We start from the raw sequence: 16,554 nt of genomic DNA, 5'->3' as shown, positions 1-16,554 counted from the left end.
CCGGCGCGTGTCAACCCGGTATACTTGAACCATGTTCCGGCGCGTGCAGGCATCACTGGGGTTCTGGGCTGTCGTGCTGGTGTTGGCGGCGGCGTTCTTCGTGCTGGTGCTGTTGTCGGCGCTGTACGTGGATTCGGGAAACGAGTCCGCGATTGCCGCCGCACTGCGGAATCTCGTGGACGGCAGCATCCTGGAACCGCTGTTGCGGGAGTTCGGCGCGTTCGCCTCCAACGACACGGTGGCCGGAGTCTTCATGTCGCTGGCGGCCGCGGCCGTTTCAGTCTCGCTGATCTACCTGTTCAAAATGCCCGACATGCGCCGTATCGCGATTGAGTCGTTGGCATATGGTTACTACCAGAATTTCATTCGCCATCTGATCACGCATTGCATCGAACAGCACGCGCACTTCCGTATCCTCATCATCATTCCTTCCTACGAGTTGGTGGAACAGCCGGAAATTTACTGGAAAACATTCCAGTCCTTTTTGAAACGCGAGGGATTTTCCCTGGCGGATGCACGCACGGACGGGTCGTTCGCGCGGCATTCCTTCCTGGTGCAGCGCAAGAACCTGCCCGAGCCGTTGCCGCTGTACGTGGACGTTCCGACCACGATGCGCTCACTGACCAAGGTGCTGGAACTGGAAGCCAATACACCCGTCGGCCAGCTGCCTGATGCGGGCTGGGCCCGCCAGCGTTTCGACCGGTTGGCCGGCTACTTCATGGATGCGATCCAGTCCTATATGCCGCAGGAGTCGTTCGGGAACCTGCGCTTCGTGCGCAGTGACAGCGTTCAGGACTTCTCGCGGCGCGTGTCGGGGGAGGTCGACAAGCTCGAGCAGGAACTCGAGGATTACCGCAACAGCTGATCGGCTGGAGACGCTCTGGCGGCCACGATGGTTCGCGTGATCGTCTTCCTGGATTAAATGCGGCGAAAGCCTGTCGAACGTGCGCCTCTTGCAGAAGGAGCGCAAGCTGAATATTGGATAAGATGACAGACCTGCCCCGCCTGCAGCAGCCCGGTGAAAATCATGATCCGCTCACGATTCCATCTGTCCTTCCTGGTTTTCGGTATCGCCTCGGTGTTCCCCGTGCCGGCCCTGCCGGGCGCTTCGGGCGTTGCGCAGGCCCGTGAGGAGATCATCGAAACACGGGGCCGATACAATGATGCTATAGAACGACGGGATGCGGCCGCCATGTCCGGTCTGTTCGCGCCGGACTTTCTGCTCATCACCGGGCGCGGTGACCGCTTCAACGGCCGTTCGACGCATCTGGATTTGTGGGAAAGCACCTTTGCCAGCGATCCCTCGTTCAGCTGTCGTCGCACACCCGAACAGGTGTCGGTCAATGTCGAATGGGGCCTGGCCCAGGAGACCGGGCGCTGGGTTTGCGATCAGACCGTGGAAGGCGAGGCAGGGCATTACAGCGGGGTGTTCGCGGCCCGCTGGCAGCGTTCCGAAGACGGTGGCTGGTTGCTGCGTTCCGAAGTGTTCACCACCCTGGGCTGTCACGGCCCGGCGGCGGCGTGCCGTCCGCCCGAACCCGTTTCGGGCGGCTGTAAAACAGGTGATTGAGTGCCCGCGGGCCGGGCGGTTTGAGGGGGAAACTGATGAAGAAAGGACGCATGACCCGGGTTTTGTTGGCGACGGTTGTGGTCGCTGCCGTCACGCCGGCCACGGTATTCGCACTGGTCGGTGTATTCAGTGGGATGGGGGCTGGAGAACTCTTCACGGCCCTGGTGCATCAAATGGGTGCACCGCGGCTGAACCTTTTGGTCACCGGATTGTTGTCGCTCGCCCCCGTGCTGCTGATGGCCGTGATTCTGGGCCTGGGCTGGTGGCTGGGCCGTTTCCGGCAAACGGGTTTCGCGGTTGCCGTTGGTGGCGCAGGCGGGATCGTGCTGGTTCTTATCGCCGCCAATCTCGAGTTCTGGCCGCATTACCTGCCCTCGATGACTTATCCCGGTTGGCCCCACGGCCTCGAATTGCTGCTGGGACCCCTGATCGGCGCACCCGTGGGCATGATGGCCGGAATGATCGTCGGTTACCTGTTTGCACGGGGTTCCTGAATTGAAACTTCATTCCCACAACCCAGGCCGTACCGCCGGCCTTCGTCGTCATCCACGCCCGGTCGCAGGCTTTGCTTCAATCGCCAGGCAACGGGCTTGCGCCCGGCCCGTTATGGGCCGGCCAGTTCACGGATGATGATGCTCCAGTGGTCCAGCGCGCCGTAAAACGCCTTGATGGGGGCGCGCTCGTTCAAGCCGTGCGCATACATGTCGTTGGGGTTCATGAAGGCGCCGCTGATGGCCCAGGTGGGGATGCCGGCATTGCGGTAATGCATACCGTCGGTACCGCCGGATTCCATGTACGGCACCAGCGGAACATCGGGATAACGGGCTTCGAGCGCTGTCGCCACCGCGTCCAGAACATCCTCGCGCGGTTCGGAGACCGGGCTTTCAGTCGGTTCATAAATCGATTTGAAAGCGATGGCGTCGTTGCCGACTACCCGCCGCAGGGTCTGTTCCACCTCGGCGACCGGAACGCCCGGAAAAATACGGCAGTTGACCGTGGCGGTCGCTGATTGGGGCAGGGCGTTTTCAGCATGGCCGGCCCGCAACATGGTCACCACGCAGGTGGTGCGCGTGGTGCCCACGTACGCCGGCTCGCGGGACAGGCGTTCGGCCGCGTCCGGGTCCTCGGGGTCGGCGGCGAAAGCCAGCATGGCCGCTCCGAGTTCCCCGCCTTTCTGCTCGCCGGCGATTTGGAAGTAGCGCCGTGTCATGTCGCTGTAGCGCACCGGAAAGCGGAAAGCCTGGATTTTCCTGATCGCATCGGCCAGGTCGTAGATGGCATTGTCGGCTCGCGGGCGCGAGCTGTGACCGCCCGGGTTGTAGGCGGTGATTTCCCAGGTGGCGTAGGTCTTCTCCGCCGACTGGATGTTGTAGGTGATGGCCTGGCCGTGTTCGTCCAGAGCGCCGCCGCCGGCATCGGAATTCAGGGCGTATTCGGCGGTCGCCAGGTCCGGACGGTCGTAGGCGAGTAAACGGGTGGTGCGCATTCCACTTTCCTCGTCACCCGAAAAGGCCAGGAACAGGTCGCGGTTCGGCACGAAACCCTCTTTTTTAAGCCGGATGAAGGTCGAGGTCAGTTGCGCGACACCGAACTTGTTGTCGATGGTGCCGCGCCCGTAGAAAAAGGTGTCGTCTGAAGTCAGCTCGAACGGCGGGCGTTCCCAGTCCTCGGCATAGGCTTCCACCACGTCCATGTGTCCGAGAAACAGGATCGGTTTTTCCCCCGATGAGCCGTCGCCGCGGTAGCGGACAACCAGTGCGGCGAGGTCGTCGAGACGAATGACCTCCACGTCGCGTTCCGGAAAGCCGGCGGCCTTCAGTTCATCGGCCAGGAAATGCGCCACTCTGGGCGTGTTTCCTGTGCGCTTCGAAGTGTCGATTTCGACGATGGTGCGGTAAATGTCCAGAGCCTTGCGGGCGTGCTCGGAATTCCGGTCCGCATCGGCGGCGGCTGCGCCGGACACGCTGGACAGCAGCAGGGCCAGGGCAATGCTCTTGGGGTTCGGGTGCACGTTTTCGGTCCTTGTTTTCAATGGTTCGGGTTCTGCCCCTGGGGGGCTGAACAGCCTGCGCGCCGGATACCTTACCAGACCTTTGCCCAAGACTTGGAAAAGCACTCAAGCTGGTGTTGCCAGTGGTCGCGTACCGATAAACCCGGGTTCGGATTCGGCGGTGCTGAAACGCATGACCTCCGTGCCGCTGGCTGGTGTAAACGGGAGGACCGTCTGTTAGCCTCGGTAGACGTAGTCTTTCAAATCCCCGGAGGGACCATGAGGTATCGCCACGTCGGTAGCGCCGGAATCCAAGTCAGTGAACTGTCTTTTGGGTCCTGGGTGACTTTTCACACACAGTCCGGTGTCGAGGACGCCACGACAATGATGGCGGCCGCCTACGACGCCGGCGTCAACTTTTTCGACAACGCGGAAGTGTACGCCGGCGGGAAGTCGGAAGAGATTATGGGCCGGGCGTTGAAAAAATTGGACTGGCGCCGGGGCAGTTATCTGGTGTCGACCAAGCTTTACTGGGGTATTGAGGAAGGACCCAACGAAAAGAACACGTTGAACAGAAAATACCTGATGGAGGGCATCGACGGTTCGCTTGAACGCCTGGACCTGGACTACGTGGATATCCTGTACTGCCATCGGTCGGATCCGGCGACGCCCATTGAGGAAACCGTGCGGGCCATGCACAGCATTATCGAGCGGGGCAAGGCAATGTACTGGGGCACATCCGAATGGGATGCCGCGGAGATCGTCGCCGCACTCGAAATTGCGGATCGACATCACCTCCACAGGCCCATCGTTGAGCAACCGGTGTACAACCTGTTCGAACGTCATCGTTTTGCCCCGGAGTATGAGCGCGTATACGGCGAATACGGCTTTGGATCGACAACCTGGAGTCCGCTCGCCTCGGGTCTATTGACCGGTAAGTACCGTGATGGCATCCCCGCGGGCAGCCGTGGTTCCCTGTCAGGCTACGACTGGCTTCAGGACCGGCTCACCGATGCGGAGAAACTTGCCCGTGTCGAGGCGCTGCGACCGGTGGCTGAGGAGATGGGAGCCACCCTGTCCCAATTTGCACTCGCATGGTGCCTGCAGAATCCCTACGTCAGCAGTGTCATTACCGGCGCCAGCCGGGTCGAGCAGGTGCGCGAGAATATGAAAGCGCTGGAGTTCACTTCGGCGTTCACGCCGGCGGTGATGGATAGGATCGACTCGATCGTGACCGGACACTGAAGGGCTGGCAGCGGTGGCGATGTTCGCATTACTCGGTTCCCTCGCCATTGTCCGCGGCTTCTCGGGGCAATGACATCCGTGGCGACTCAGCCCGCGAATCTTCCCTTTGCCAGCCAGAGTTTTGCGTGGCAAGAAGTTGTTCTGGATCAATATGTTGCCAGATTTTAATTGATATACTGAAATATTGATTTGCAATAAAACGGACGGGCGAACGACGTGCAGAAAACGGAACGTACCATCTCGGAAGAAGGCGCGCCCGGCAAGGTGGCGGAGGAAATGTGCGAGGCCGATGCGCCCGTGTCGCCGGATGCTCCGGGAGCCAATGACGGTTTCGATCATTATCTGGGCGGTGAATACATACCCAGCATTTCGCGCAAGATACGCCGCAATCCCAGCGCGATCGGGCGGCTGTTCAGGGAAGGCAAATATCCTTACCTCGATCGAATCGAACGTTCGGTTTACGAAGAGGAAAAGACCAGGCTGCAAACCGAGTTGCTGAAGGTGCAGAGTTGGGTCAAGAAGACCGGCCAGAAAATCGTGGTGATCTTCGAAGGCAGGGACGCGGCCGGCAAGGGCGGCACGATCAAGCGGTTCATGGAGCACCTCAATCCTCGCGCCGCCAAGGTGGTGGCCCTGGAAAAGCCCACGGAACGCGAAAGGGGCCAATGGTATTTCCAGCGCTATATTCAGCATCTGCCAACTCGTGGCGAGATTCTTTTTCTGGACCGGTCCTGGTACAACCGGGCAGGCGTCGAGCGTGTCATGGGTTTTTGTGACTCGCACGAATACCTGGAATTCATGCGTCAGTGCCCGGAATTCGAACGCATGCTGGTCAACTCGGACACGATCCTGATCAAGTACTGGTTTTCAGTCACCCGAAAGGAACAACAGAAACGATTCATGGCGCGCAAACGCGATCCGCTCAAGCAATGGAAAATGAGCCCGGTCGACGAGGCCTCCATCCACTTGTGGCCGGAATATACCCAGGCCAAGGAGGCGATGTTCTTCTACACCGACACGGCGGCCTGTCCCTGGACGATTGTGAAGTCGGACGACAAAAAGCGCGCCAGGCTGAATTGCATGCAGCACTTCCTGGGCAGCCTGAACTACACCGACAAGTATCACGACGTGGTGGTTGGAGCGGATCCCCTGATCGTCGGCTCGCCCGCCCAGGTTTTGAGAGAAGACATTCACCTGGATGCCTGGCCGTACAGGAAGTCGGAATGATCGGGGAATGCCGGGCCCGGTAATCCGCAGTTCGATCTGCGGTCAGACCACCGAACCCATGACAACGGACTCCAGTTCATCGGACACGTCTTCGGATATGTCGGAAATTCTCGCCACCAGCAGCACCAGTTGTTGCAGGTGGAGTTTCAGGGCCAAATCGATGTCCGAGTCAAAAATGCCCCGAGTCAGGTGAGCCTGCCTTCCATCGATTTCCGATTCGATCACGCCCACCCGGATGACATGTTCCTTGAGGGATTCGATGTCACCTTCGGGCATCACGTAGTCTTCGAGCGCCATGCGAAGCTCGTGAAAACAGGTGACGCTCGAGCCGAACAAATCCAGCAGGTCAGCCACGAATTCTCCGGGAATGTGCGGTGACTGGTCGACGATGAATCGAGCGGTTGTATCTCCGGCATCGGCAATGCCGTCCACCATCTCCACCAGGCGGTTCAGGTCCGCCCGGATTTGAGGCAGGAATGCGCCCTGGTGAAGCACCGCCCGCGCCTCCCGTTTGATGCGGTCTGCTTCCTGTTCGTGGCGCTTGACTGCCTGAGACTTCAGCGCTGACGCTTCAGTGTCGCCGGCAACATAGTCCTCCAGCATGCCCCTGGTCTCCGACAGACAGTCATGGACCGCTGACATGTGGTTGATTACCAGTTCGCGGACTCTTTTCTCTTTTTTGAAGATTTCCATTTGGATTCACCCGAATCGATTCTGTCATGGTAAAACGCGGTACAACATGGCCGCGAAAATCGCGGCGCTGACGGGGGTAACGACCCAACCGGTGACAATGCTCCTGATCCTGCCGAGGCTGATGGAGCGCATGCCCTTGGTCAGTCCGACGCCGACCACGCCTCCCACCACGGCTTGTGAAGTCGATACCGGAATTCCCGCCATGGAAAAAAAGTGTACGCCGAAAGCGGCGGCGAACTGGGCCGAAAGGGCGCCGCCGTAATCGAGCGGCGTGATGTTCTTGCCCACGGTGTAGGTCACCCGTTCACCGAACGTCCAGGCCCCGATGGCCATGGAGATGCCGCCCGCCAGGGCCAGCCAGCTCCCCATGTCGGGGTATTTGGCGAGCAACGGACCGATCGCATTGCCCACGTCGTTCGCACCCAGTGAATAGGATACGTAAGCCGCGGAAATCAAAACCAGCACGCCCAGGATTTTCGACCAGACGAGCGCTTTCGCGCGCCGCAGCAATACGCCCAGCGACAGGTAGATCAGGAATGCGAGGACCATCGTCAGCACCGGGCTGATGACCCAGGCACCGAAAATCTTCAGCATCACGCTGAGTTGGAAATAGGACGCGTTCAGGCCCACGATTCCCACACCGGTTCCGGCCACGCCCCCGACAATCGCCTGGGAAGTGGAAACCGGTACGCTGGAAAAGGTCGCCAGAGTGACGAACAGTCCCGCGGACAGAAGGGCGACCAGAATGGCTTTGTCCGGCAGACGATCATCCGGGAAGTACGATCGGAATTGTTCGTCCGCCTGGTGGCCGTGTTGCCGCTGATAACTTTCCGTGTCGGCGATGACAATCCCTTTTCCGACCGTTTTCATCACGTGCTGCCCCTGCAGCATGCCGCCGAGAATGACGAAAAGGGCCATGATGGCGACCGCCTTGCGGTAGGAGATGATCTGCGCGCCGACGGTCGTACCGATGCAATTGGCGGCATCGTTGGCGCCAATATTCCAGCCGACATAGCAGCCGGCCAGGATCAAAGTGATCGGTAACAGAACCTCGGTCAATGACTCGATCTCATATCCGGAAATCCCGATGAAGCGGAGAGTCAGGTTTCATCTTACCCACATGCGGCGGGGCGCTGACTGACGTGGCTCATACCAGAGAGTTTAGCGGCCTCGTTTTCGACGAACGCCCCCGGGGACGAATACACTATGGACGGTTACCTGGAATTTGGAGTTTTCTGCATTCATGTCCGACCTGTTCGCCGCCGATCTGGAAACCCGTCAGTCCGCTGCACGCCCGCTGCCGGACCGTCTGCGGCCGCGCGGCCTGGATGAAATCGTCGGCCAGGATCACCTGGTCGGTCCGGGCGGTCCCATCCGCCAGATGGTCGACGAAGGAAGGTTGAGCTCGATGATCCTGTGGGGGCCGCCCGGTTGTGGAAAAACCACTCTGGCGCGCATTCTTTCCGGCCACACCGACCTTCAATTCGAGCAGTTATCGGCGATATTTTCGGGGGTCAAGGATCTGAGGGCCGTGTTCGAGGCGGCGCGGGTGCGGCGGGCCAACGGGCAGGGCACGGTCTTGTTCGTCGACGAAATCCACCGCTTCAACAAGTCGCAGCAGGATGCGTTTCTGCCGGTGGTCGAAGACGGCACCATCGTGCTGATTGGCGCGACCACCGAAAACCCGTCCTTCGAACTCAACTCCGCGCTGCTGTCGCGCACCCAGGTGTACGTGTTGCAGCGCCTGGGAGACGAAGCGCTCGAAACCCTGTTGCAGCGGGCGGAGCAGGAGACGGACCGGAGCCTGCCGGTCGACGACCAGGCGCGCGCCACGCTGAAGGCCATGGCCGACGGCGACGGACGGTATGTGTTGTCGATGGCGGAGTTGCTGATCTCCCAGACCGGCCCCCTGGATACCGAGGCGATGCTGCGCCTGGTACAGCGCCGGGCACCGCTCTACGACAAGAACGACGACGCTCATTTCAATCTCATTTCGGCCTTGCATAAATCGGTGCGCGGTTCCGATGCCGATGCGGCCCTGTACTGGCTGGCGCGCATGCTGGCCGGGGGTGAACAGCCGGAATACATCGCCCGCCGGGTGGTGCGGATGGCCGTGGAGGACATCGGGCTGGCCGATCCTCAGGCCCTGCCGCACTGCCTTGCCGCCTGGGATGCCTATGAACGGCTCGGCAGCCCGGAAGGCGAACTGGCGTTGGCGCAGGCGGTGGTCTATCTCGCCACCGCGCCGAAATCGAATGCCGCCTACACCGCATACGCAGAGGCCCGGCGCACGGCGGCGAAAACCGGTTCACTGATGCCGCCCCGGCACATCCTGAACGCGCCTACCGAACTGATGAAAGCGCAGGGTTATGGCTCCGGTTACCGCTACGATCACGACACGGACGAGGGCTTTTCCGGGCAGGATTACTTTCCCGAAGAACTGCCCCGGGAACAGTTCTACGACCCGCCGGAACGCGGTTTCGAACGCGAAATCCGCAAACGGCTTCACTACTGGCAGAAACTGCGCGAACAGGCGCCGTCCTGAACCGCGGTGCCGCACGGAGGGATTTAATGAGCAAGAAACCCACGGTAAACCTGGACGAACTCGAGTACATGGACTTCGGCGACGGCGGTCGCTTCGAGGCGAGGCTCGGCCGCATTTCGTCCCTGATCGGTGCTCGCAAGCTGGGCTACAACATCACCCGGGTGCCGGCCGGCAAGCGGGCGTTCCCCTGCCATCTGCATCACGCCATCGAGGAAATGTGCTTCATTCTCGAGGGCGAGGGCAGCCTGCGCCTCGGTGACGATGAGTACCCGCTGCGCCAGGGCGACTTCGTCGCCTTTCCGCCGGGTCCCCACGGCGGGCATCAGATCACCAACAGTGGCGACGCCGAACTGGTCTATCTTGCCGTTTCAACCCTCGACAGCCCTGACGTGGTCGAATATCCGGACTCGGACAAGGTCCTGGCGGTGGCCGGAGATCTCTCCGGCCATGAACGCGATCTGCGGCTCATGGTGCGCAAGTCGTCCGGTGTCGACTATTTCGACGGCGAAAGCGACGAATCGAAGTCTTGAAAACCGCTGAAGCCGAATTCCCCAGCATTCTGCACCCGGCCGATTTCGGCCTGGCCGGCGGCGTCGATGCGGTCGAATTCGGTCATGCCGAACGCGACCGCCTGGTGCGGGAGGTCTGCCGGCATGGCGCTGTTGTGCTGCGGGGATTCGAGTGGCAGGACGCCACCGCATTCAATGCCCTGGTCAGATCCGTGGCTCCCGAATCCATGGAGTACGAGGGCGGGATCACGCCGCGCCGACGGGTACAGGGCGTTGTCCACACGTCGACCGATGCGCCGGCTTTCGTGCCGATTCCGCTGCATGCGGAAATGTCGTACCTCGACCGGATTCCGCGCTGGGTGTTTTTCTTCTGCGAAACCCCGGCCCGCCGGGGTGGTGAAACACCCGTCGTGAATCTGACCCGGGTTTTTCACGCGCTGCGTCCCGAGGTGCGCGAGCCCCTGGTGCAACGGGGGATTCGCCTGATCCAGAACCTGTCCGGCAAGAAGTCACTTCTCGCGCCCCGGACCTGGCGCGACATGTTTCCGGATTCCGACCCCGGCCAGGTGCGGGAAGTCTGCGAACGGCGTGGGATCGAAGCGGTTTTCAGCGGTGATCGCCTGACTCTCGTCTCACAGCGTCCCGCCGCCCGGGTGCATCCGCAGACCGGTGAACCGGTGTGGCTCAACGCCGTCACCTTGCACGATTCGTTTTCCTGGGAACTGGGTCATGGCGGGCGAAAACTGCTCGCCGCCGGTCTCGCGGCGCTCGAATCCCGCCGGGATGAGCGGGTGAGTGCGGAGGATCGGCCGGCCCATGCGTTATACGGCGATGGCGGTGAAATACCCCGTGATCATGTGCTGCATATTCGCGAAACCCTCTGGGACTGTAGCGTTTCCCGTGCCTGGGAACGCGGCGATGTGATGATGCTGGACAATACCCGGGTCGGTCACGGGCGCAACCCGTTCTCGGGGCCGCGGTGCATTCTGGCCGCCTTGGCTGAGCCGTGCATTCCGGCGGCCTGGCCGGGAGCGGTCCGTTCAGCCTGACCGCTGCCGTTAATTGTCCGCAGAGTCCGGCGGGTTTCTTCCCGCTTCGTCCACCAGACACGCTTCGGAATTGCGTACCGCGGCCGCGCGTCCTGGCGGCAGGTCGGCGGGTATTTTCGAAAGGATGTCCCCGGGCGGTTTGACCAGCAGCGCCCCGTTGGGGATTTCACGGCCCGCGGCCACCCAGACATCCGCACCGACTACTGCTTCGTGGCCGATGCAGGCCCCGAGGAAATTCATGCCCGTGTCGACGATTTCGCCCTGGTGCGTGACCTTGATCGTGCCCTGGAACTTGAGGTCGATGAAATGGGCCGGCGAGGCGAGGAAAGCCTTGTGTCCCACCATGCAGGCCTGGATCTTGCCGGCCACCGCAGCGGGATAAATCACGCAGGCCTTGGCCCAGCCCCGCGGGGAGCAGGTCGCGGCTTCTCCGAATACCGACCCGGTGACAATGCTCTGTTCATTGATCCGCACACCATCGCCCAGAATGCACCCGCGCACAATGCTGTAAGCGCCGATGGAGACGCGATCGCCGAGAACACAGCCTTCGACAGTCGCCGTCGGGTGAATCCTGCAGCCCTTGCCCTTGATGACGAAGCGCCGGGCGATCTTCTGGCGGTTGAAGGACAGGGCCGACAGCACGCGCCATACCAGGGCCAGCCGGTTTGCGGTGAATCGCCGGAGCAGGGTGGTGCCCATGACCAGCAGATTGATGAGCCACAGGTGCGTCCAGTGCCTGACGTGCATCACCATGGCGTCGGAAATCGCCGGCGTGAAGCTGATGCCAACCGACGTGGGAACGAAGTCCCCCGGTGCGATCTCATGCGCCCGTTGCCGGGCCGGAATCTTCAGCGGCCGGTACGACCCCGGCAGGGTTCGGCTGCCCGCCGGTGCGCGGCAGAAGTACATGCCGTAAAGGACGAGTGGATCGCCGCTGTCCGGATCGGTGTCCCCATCCAGGTTTTGCAGAAAGGCCGTGAATTCCGTGAAAGGGCCCTGTTCCAGGGCGCAGACGACGGACTCGTCAGCCTCGCGCGCCCGATCCAGAAATCGCTTCGCGGCCGTCTGGTTGAAGTAGAGGTCGTCGCGAACGAGCAGAAACTCGCGATCCGTGATGGCGTCCGGATCTTCGGTCTCGTGGACTGTCAGACCCAGTTTTTCGAGCGTGCGGCGTTGTCGCTCCCGCAGCGTTTCATTGGCGATGAGTACGTCGGATACGGCGTCGCCGAAGGGGGCGATGACCGAGTTGGATTTCCACAGGTAGGCATTCATGGGCTCATCGTAGGGGCGGCCGGGTGTCGTTGACAACACATCATGGTCCGGCAACGCACTTGCGGCCATGGGGGCGCGGGCAACCCGCCCCACGATTGTGGGCACTTGTCGCTATAATCGTCGGTTCGTCTGCCGTTGACGTAGCCGTAGCCGTTCCGCGCCTGATGGATTCGGCATCCGGACTGCACGAACTGCACACGGAAACATGCGGACCGATTGCTGCCAGGGAGTAAGTCATGCAAGGAGCGAAGCACACCGATCCGGATCGCTCTCCGATCTTCATCGTTGGTTGCGGCCGGTCGGGCACGACCCTGCTGCGCCAGATTCTCAGTTCGCACCCGCGCATCCACCTGACCCACGAAGCGTTCTTTTACGCTTACGAGCAGTACACGCCCAAGGCGTTGTCGTCCCGGCAGTGGCTGGAGCGTTATTTCGATACGTTCTCCTTTCGCTGGCTCGGATTGAAGGCCGACGAACTCAGGGAAGCGGTACCCGAAGACCTGCCGCGAGACCAGATACACGAAGTGTTCCGCACCATCATGAAACGGTGTGCGGCGCGGCACGGCAAGGTGCGTTACGGGGAAAAATCTCCGCTGGACTCCAAGAACATCGAGCGGATTCTTAAGGATTTTCCGGATGCCAAACTGCTGTATATCGCTCGCGATCCCCGGGCGATCGTCGTTTCCTTCACACGCATGCCGTGGGGTTCGAACAGCTTGCTGTTGAGCGGTATCGGGTGTGCCGGCCAGCATGAAGCGGTGGCTCCGCACCTGAACCGCATTCATACGCTGACCCTCGAAGAACTGATCGCCGACCCCGAGTCGACCCTGCGCGGCGTTCTGGACCACATTGGTGAGCCCTGGGACGATGCGGTGCTCGATCACGTGGCCAATGGCCCGCAGGACGATGTGCCGCCATTTCCCTGGTTTGAATCGGCCACCCGGCGGAAGCTGGCGGCGCCATCCGGTCGCGAGCCGCTGTGGCGAAAGACCCTGTCGCCGGCCTGGATCCGGCTCCTGGAACGGCGCAATGCGGATTACATGGCCTACTTCGGTTACGAGCCCGCCCGGCTGGAACGGGAGCCGTCGGCATGGGCCCGCGCCGGCGCGTTGATGGGCGATTTGCCGGCTGCCCTGCGTATCATCGGACGTCGCATTCGAACCATGCCACTGATGTGGAATTTCCGGTCCAGCGAGAAACGCCGCACCGATCCCCAGCTCGCACTCGAAGCGCATCTCGAGGTCAATCCGCAGGCCTGGGAGCACTATCCCGAATTCAGCGTGCCCCGGGTGCCCGACGCGTGATTTCGTTCGCCATGAGTTTGAACCTATACTTCCGTCGGCATTCCATTCCCGAACACCAACGAGTATCCAATACCTGCCCATGAGCAAAGCCGCGCTGGACCAATTGCGAATCGAACGTGAGCCGGAGGGCTCTGAAACGCGCTCGCGCGCCTGGATCTGGCTGATTGCCGTGCTGGTCGTCGCTGGCGCCGCGGCCGCCTGGTACGGATTGGGGCGGGATCAGACCACTTCGGTCACCACCGCTTTGGTGCAGGAGCTGGAGGGAACGGCTGCCGACACGGTTCTGAATGCTTCCGGATACGTGAATGCCCGGCGGCAGGCGACGGTTTCTTCCAAGGTCACCGGCAAAGTCGTCGACATTCCCATCGAGGAGGGCATGGCGGTCGAGGAGGGTCAGGTGCTGGCGCGCCTGGACGACACCAATGCGCGGGCCGCCCTGGCGCTGTCGATCGCCCAGGTGGAAACCGCGCGGACGGCGGAGAAAGAAACCCAGGCTCTGCTCGAAGAGGCTCGGCTGAATCTCGAGCGTGCCGCCAACCTGGCGCAACGCAACCTCGCCAGCGACGCCGAACTCGACCGCAACCGGGCACAGACGCAATCGCTGGAAGCGCGGTTGGAGCGTAACCGGGCCGACGTCAAGGTGGCGCAGCGGCAGGTTGAGATCTACCGTCAACAGCTCGAAGACACCATTATCCGGGCGCCGTTCACCGGCGTCGTCGTGGGCAAGAACGCCCAGCCGGGTGAAATGATTTCGCCGGTATCGGCGGGTGGCGGGTTCACCCGCACCGGGATCGGCACCATTGTCGACATGTCCTCGCTGGAAATCGAAATCGACGTCAATGAGGCATACATCAACCGGGTCACCGCAGGGCAGGAAGTGGTGGCTACCCTTGATGCCTACCCGGACTGGCAGATTCCGGGGCACGTCATCGCCATCATCCCCACCGCCGACCGCCAGCGCGCGACTGTCGGAGTGCGGGTGGGGTTTGATGAACTCGATCCGCGCATCCTGCCCGACATGGGCGTGAATGTCGGTTTCCGGAACCCGGGCGGAGAAGTGAAAGCGGTGCGGAAAATGGCCGTTCCGGTGGCGGCCGTGCGCGATCCGGATAATCGTCCTTATGTGCTGGTCGTCAACGACGGCGTGATCGAACGGCGAGCGGTGAACACGGGTGGACGGCGTGGTGACAAGATATTGATCGATGCCGGTCTGGCGGCCGGTGAACGGGTGGTCGTGGACGGCCCGGATGATTTGGCCGAGGGAATGAAGGTCGTGGAGGCAGCATCGTGAATTCGCCGGAAGAGGCTGGGGCGGATCCACTGGTTCGACTGCGGGGCGTGGACAAGGTCTTCACCCGTGGTTCGGAACGCATCCACGTGCTGGGCGGCCTGGACCTGGAGATCCCCCGCGGTGAATTCCTCGCCCTGATGGGGCCGTCCGGTTCGGGCAAGTCGACCCTCCTGAATCTGATCGGTGGTCTCGATCGGCCGACCACGGGCACGGTGGAAGTGGACGGACGGGAAATCAGTTCGCTGTCCGACCGGCGGCTGGCCGCCTGGCGTGCCCGGCACATCGGCCTGGTGTTTCAGCTCTACTACCTGATTCCTGTCCTGTCCGCGCAGCGGAACGTGGAACTGCCTTTGTTACTGACCCGGCTGTCCCGGGCCGAGCGGCGCAAACGGGCCAGACTGGCGCTGGAAATCGTCGGGCTGGGTCACCGCACCGACCACTATCCGCGCACCCTGTCCGGCGGCGAGCAGCAGCGTACCGGCATCGCGCGGGCCATCGTCACCGATCCCAGCCTGTTGTTGTGCGACGAACCCACGGGTGACCTCGACCGCAAGTCCGGCGATGAAGTGCTGGATCTGTTGCAGGCGCTGAACCGGGAACAGGGCAAGACCATCATCATGGTGACCCACGACATGCATGCGGCGGAGCGGGCGACGCGCACCCTGCATCTGAACAAGGGGCGGCTGGAACTGGAAGCGGTCACGTGAAATACCTCGCCTTCATCTGGAGCAACCTGCGGCGCAGCAAGACCCGCACCGCACTGACCATGCTCTCGGTGATGGCGGCTTTCGTCCTGTTCGGCTATCTGACCGCGATTCGCACCGCGTTCGGCCAGGGTATCGAGGTGGCGGGGCTGGACCGGCTGATCGTGCGCCACCGGGTGTCGATCATCCAGTTGCTGAACGAGACCATGGAGCGGGATATCGAGCGCATCGAAGGAGTGGCTGACGCCACCCACCTGACCTGGTTTGGCGGCGTGTATCAGAAGCCGTCGAATTTCTTCGCGCAGATTCCGGTCAAGCCGGAAGAATACCTGCGCATGTTTCCCGAATTGCTGCTCGACGATGCGGAAAAACAGGCCTGGCTGAAGACGCGCGCCGGTGCCGTCATCGGCCGTGGCCTGGCTGAGCGCTTCGGCTGGAAGGTCGGTGACCGGGTACCCATCCGTTCCGGCATCTGGAGCCGCAAGGACGGCAGCGATGTGTGGGAATTCGACATCGTGGGCATTTACGACGTCGCGGAAAAAGGTGTTGATGACACCCAGATGCTGTTCCACTACGATTTTCTCGAGGAATCCCGCCAATGGGGTTCGGGGCTGGTCGGATGGTACGTCGTTCGTATCGAAGACCCGCAACACGCGGCGGAAATCGCGGCGGCGATCGATGATGAGTTCGCCAATGCGCCCATCCAGACGAAAACGGAACCGGAAGGAGCGTTCGCGCAAGGCTTCGCCAACCAGATCGGCGACATCGGTCTGATCATGGCGGGAATCGTCTCGGCCGTGTTTTTCACGATTCTGCTGGTAACGGGCAATACCATGGCGCACGCGGTGCGGGAACGGACCAATGAATTTGCAGTGCTCAAGGCCATCGGCTTCACCGACCGCGCGGTGCTGGGGCTGGTGCTCGGGGAGTCGGTGTTCCTGGCCGTAATGGGAGGCGGAATGGGTTTGGCGCTGGCGTGGTTCGTGGTCTCCCTGGGGGACCCGTCGGGTGGAGCCCTGCCCGGTTTCTACATTCCGGGTCGCGACCTGGTGGTGGGATTGGTGCTGGTTTTGGCGCTGGCCTTGGCCGCCGGGATCGTGCCGGCGCTGCAGGCCCGGCGGCTGCGCATCGCGGACGCACTCAGGCGCTGAGGGA

Annotated in this window: 16 protein-coding genes; 12 read left to right on the top strand and 4 right to left on the bottom strand. The window is 61.9% G+C overall.

What is annotated here, in order from left to right; translation table 11 throughout:
• Positions 1-31 precede the first annotated feature (31 nt).
• From V3330_RS01830 to V3330_RS01820, 3 genes are all read left to right on the top strand, one after another.
• Positions 32-865 (top strand): STING domain-containing protein, encoded by an 834-nt coding sequence (locus V3330_RS01830; protein WP_354693671.1) that lies wholly within the window; start codon positions 32-34, stop codon positions 863-865.
• Positions 866-1,027: 162 nt separating this feature from the next.
• Complete coding sequence (locus tag V3330_RS01825) at positions 1,028-1,570, top strand: YybH family protein (protein WP_354693670.1); 543 nt, start codon at positions 1,028-1,030, stop codon at positions 1,568-1,570.
• A gap of 35 nt (positions 1,571-1,605) precedes the next feature.
• Positions 1,606-2,064, top strand: coding sequence for a hypothetical protein (locus V3330_RS01820; RefSeq protein ID WP_354693669.1), 459 nt, complete (start codon positions 1,606-1,608; stop codon positions 2,062-2,064).
• Positions 2,065-2,174: 110 nt separating this feature from the next.
• Here the strand turns inward: V3330_RS01820 and V3330_RS01815 are convergent, their stop codons facing one another.
• Positions 2,175-3,581, bottom strand: a complete 1,407-nt coding sequence (locus tag V3330_RS01815) for a M20/M25/M40 family metallo-hydrolase (RefSeq protein ID WP_354693668.1) — start codon at positions 3,579-3,581, stop codon at positions 2,175-2,177.
• A 258-nt stretch (positions 3,582-3,839) separates the two neighbouring features.
• Between V3330_RS01815 and V3330_RS01810 the strand changes: the two genes are divergently transcribed.
• Together V3330_RS01810 and ppk2 are read left to right on the top strand one after the other, a co-directional pair.
• Positions 3,840-4,805: a potassium channel beta subunit family protein gene (locus tag V3330_RS01810; protein ID WP_354693667.1), complete on the top strand. Its 966-nt coding sequence runs from the start codon at positions 3,840-3,842 to the stop codon at positions 4,803-4,805.
• A gap of 216 nt (positions 4,806-5,021) precedes the next feature.
• Complete coding sequence (gene ppk2, locus V3330_RS01805) at positions 5,022-6,032, top strand: polyphosphate kinase 2 (protein ID WP_354693666.1); 1,011 nt, start codon at positions 5,022-5,024, stop codon at positions 6,030-6,032.
• 42 nt (positions 6,033-6,074) lie between these two features.
• Here ppk2 and V3330_RS01800 read toward each other — a convergent pair whose 3' ends face one another.
• Both V3330_RS01800 and V3330_RS01795 read right to left on the bottom strand, forming a co-directional pair.
• Positions 6,075-6,725 carry a DUF47 domain-containing protein gene (locus V3330_RS01800; RefSeq protein WP_354693665.1) on the bottom strand — a complete coding sequence of 217 codons (651 nt, stop codon included), beginning with the start codon at positions 6,723-6,725 and terminating at the stop codon, positions 6,075-6,077.
• Positions 6,726-6,749: 24 nt separating this feature from the next.
• Positions 6,750-7,784: an inorganic phosphate transporter gene (locus V3330_RS01795; RefSeq protein ID WP_354693664.1), complete on the bottom strand. Its 1,035-nt coding sequence runs from the start codon at positions 7,782-7,784 to the stop codon at positions 6,750-6,752.
• 184 nt (positions 7,785-7,968) lie between these two features.
• Between V3330_RS01795 and V3330_RS01790 the strand changes: the two genes are divergently transcribed.
• The 3 genes from V3330_RS01790 to V3330_RS01780 are packed head-to-tail and all read left to right on the top strand — an operon-like array spanning position 7,969 to position 10,828.
• A complete protein-coding gene (locus V3330_RS01790; protein ID WP_354693663.1) occupies positions 7,969-9,270 on the top strand; it encodes a replication-associated recombination protein A in 1,302 nt (433 codons plus the stop codon).
• 26 nt (positions 9,271-9,296) lie between these two features.
• A complete protein-coding gene (locus tag V3330_RS01785) occupies positions 9,297-9,800 on the top strand; it encodes a cupin domain-containing protein (RefSeq protein WP_354693662.1) in 504 nt (167 codons plus the stop codon).
• Positions 9,797-10,828, top strand: coding sequence for a TauD/TfdA family dioxygenase (locus tag V3330_RS01780; protein ID WP_354693661.1), 1,032 nt, complete (start codon positions 9,797-9,799; stop codon positions 10,826-10,828). The genes V3330_RS01785 and V3330_RS01780 overlap by 4 nt, the downstream gene beginning before the upstream one ends.
• Positions 10,829-10,837: 9 nt before the next feature.
• Here the strand turns inward: V3330_RS01780 and V3330_RS01775 are convergent, their stop codons facing one another.
• Positions 10,838-12,205, bottom strand: coding sequence for an LbetaH domain-containing protein (locus V3330_RS01775; RefSeq protein WP_354693660.1), 1,368 nt, complete (start codon positions 12,203-12,205; stop codon positions 10,838-10,840).
• A gap of 131 nt (positions 12,206-12,336) precedes the next feature.
• Here V3330_RS01775 and V3330_RS01770 point away from each other — a divergent pair, with 131 nt between their 5' ends.
• The 4 genes from V3330_RS01770 (at position 12,337) to V3330_RS01755 (ending at position 16,550) form a co-directional block, all read left to right on the top strand.
• A complete protein-coding gene (locus V3330_RS01770; RefSeq protein WP_354693659.1) occupies positions 12,337-13,404 on the top strand; it encodes a sulfotransferase family protein in 1,068 nt (355 codons plus the stop codon).
• Positions 13,405-13,483: 79 nt separating this feature from the next.
• Positions 13,484-14,695: an efflux RND transporter periplasmic adaptor subunit gene (locus V3330_RS01765; protein WP_354693658.1), complete on the top strand. Its 1,212-nt coding sequence runs from the start codon at positions 13,484-13,486 to the stop codon at positions 14,693-14,695.
• Positions 14,692-15,402 carry an ABC transporter ATP-binding protein gene (locus tag V3330_RS01760; protein WP_354693657.1) on the top strand — a complete coding sequence of 237 codons (711 nt, stop codon included), beginning with the start codon at positions 14,692-14,694 and terminating at the stop codon, positions 15,400-15,402. The genes V3330_RS01765 and V3330_RS01760 overlap by 4 nt, the downstream gene beginning before the upstream one ends.
• Positions 15,399-16,550, top strand: coding sequence for an ABC transporter permease (locus tag V3330_RS01755; protein ID WP_354693656.1), 1,152 nt, complete (start codon positions 15,399-15,401; stop codon positions 16,548-16,550). The genes V3330_RS01760 and V3330_RS01755 overlap by 4 nt, the downstream gene beginning before the upstream one ends.
• Positions 16,551-16,554 lie beyond the last annotated feature (4 nt).

The organism is Elongatibacter sediminis (assembly GCF_037892215.1).
GTDB classification, from domain to species: Bacteria; Pseudomonadota; Gammaproteobacteria; order Xanthomonadales; family SZUA-36; genus Elongatibacter; species Elongatibacter sediminis.
Note: the sequence above shows the minus strand (reverse complement) of the source record. Positions and strands in the feature narration are given on the sequence as shown.

What these genes read in the sequence shown, in the direction of transcription:
- V3330_RS01830 (WP_354693671.1), top strand. Translation starts at nt 32, where the DNA reads ATGTTCCGGCGCGTGCAGGCATCACTGGGGTTCTGGGCTGTCGTGCTG.
- V3330_RS01825 (WP_354693670.1), top strand. Translation starts at nt 1,028, where the DNA reads ATGATCCGCTCACGATTCCATCTGTCCTTCCTGGTTTTCGGTATCGCC.
- V3330_RS01820 (WP_354693669.1), top strand. Translation starts at nt 1,606, where the DNA reads ATGAAGAAAGGACGCATGACCCGGGTTTTGTTGGCGACGGTTGTGGTC.
- V3330_RS01810 (WP_354693667.1), top strand. Translation starts at nt 3,840, where the DNA reads ATGAGGTATCGCCACGTCGGTAGCGCCGGAATCCAAGTCAGTGAACTG.
- V3330_RS01800 (WP_354693665.1), bottom strand. Translation starts at nt 6,725, where the DNA reads ATGGAAATCTTCAAAAAAGAGAAAAGAGTCCGCGAACTGGTAATCAAC.
- V3330_RS01790 (WP_354693663.1), top strand. Translation starts at nt 7,969, where the DNA reads ATGTCCGACCTGTTCGCCGCCGATCTGGAAACCCGTCAGTCCGCTGCA.
- V3330_RS01785 (WP_354693662.1), top strand. Translation starts at nt 9,297, where the DNA reads ATGAGCAAGAAACCCACGGTAAACCTGGACGAACTCGAGTACATGGAC.
- V3330_RS01770 (WP_354693659.1), top strand. Translation starts at nt 12,337, where the DNA reads ATGCAAGGAGCGAAGCACACCGATCCGGATCGCTCTCCGATCTTCATC.
- V3330_RS01765 (WP_354693658.1), top strand. Translation starts at nt 13,484, where the DNA reads ATGAGCAAAGCCGCGCTGGACCAATTGCGAATCGAACGTGAGCCGGAG.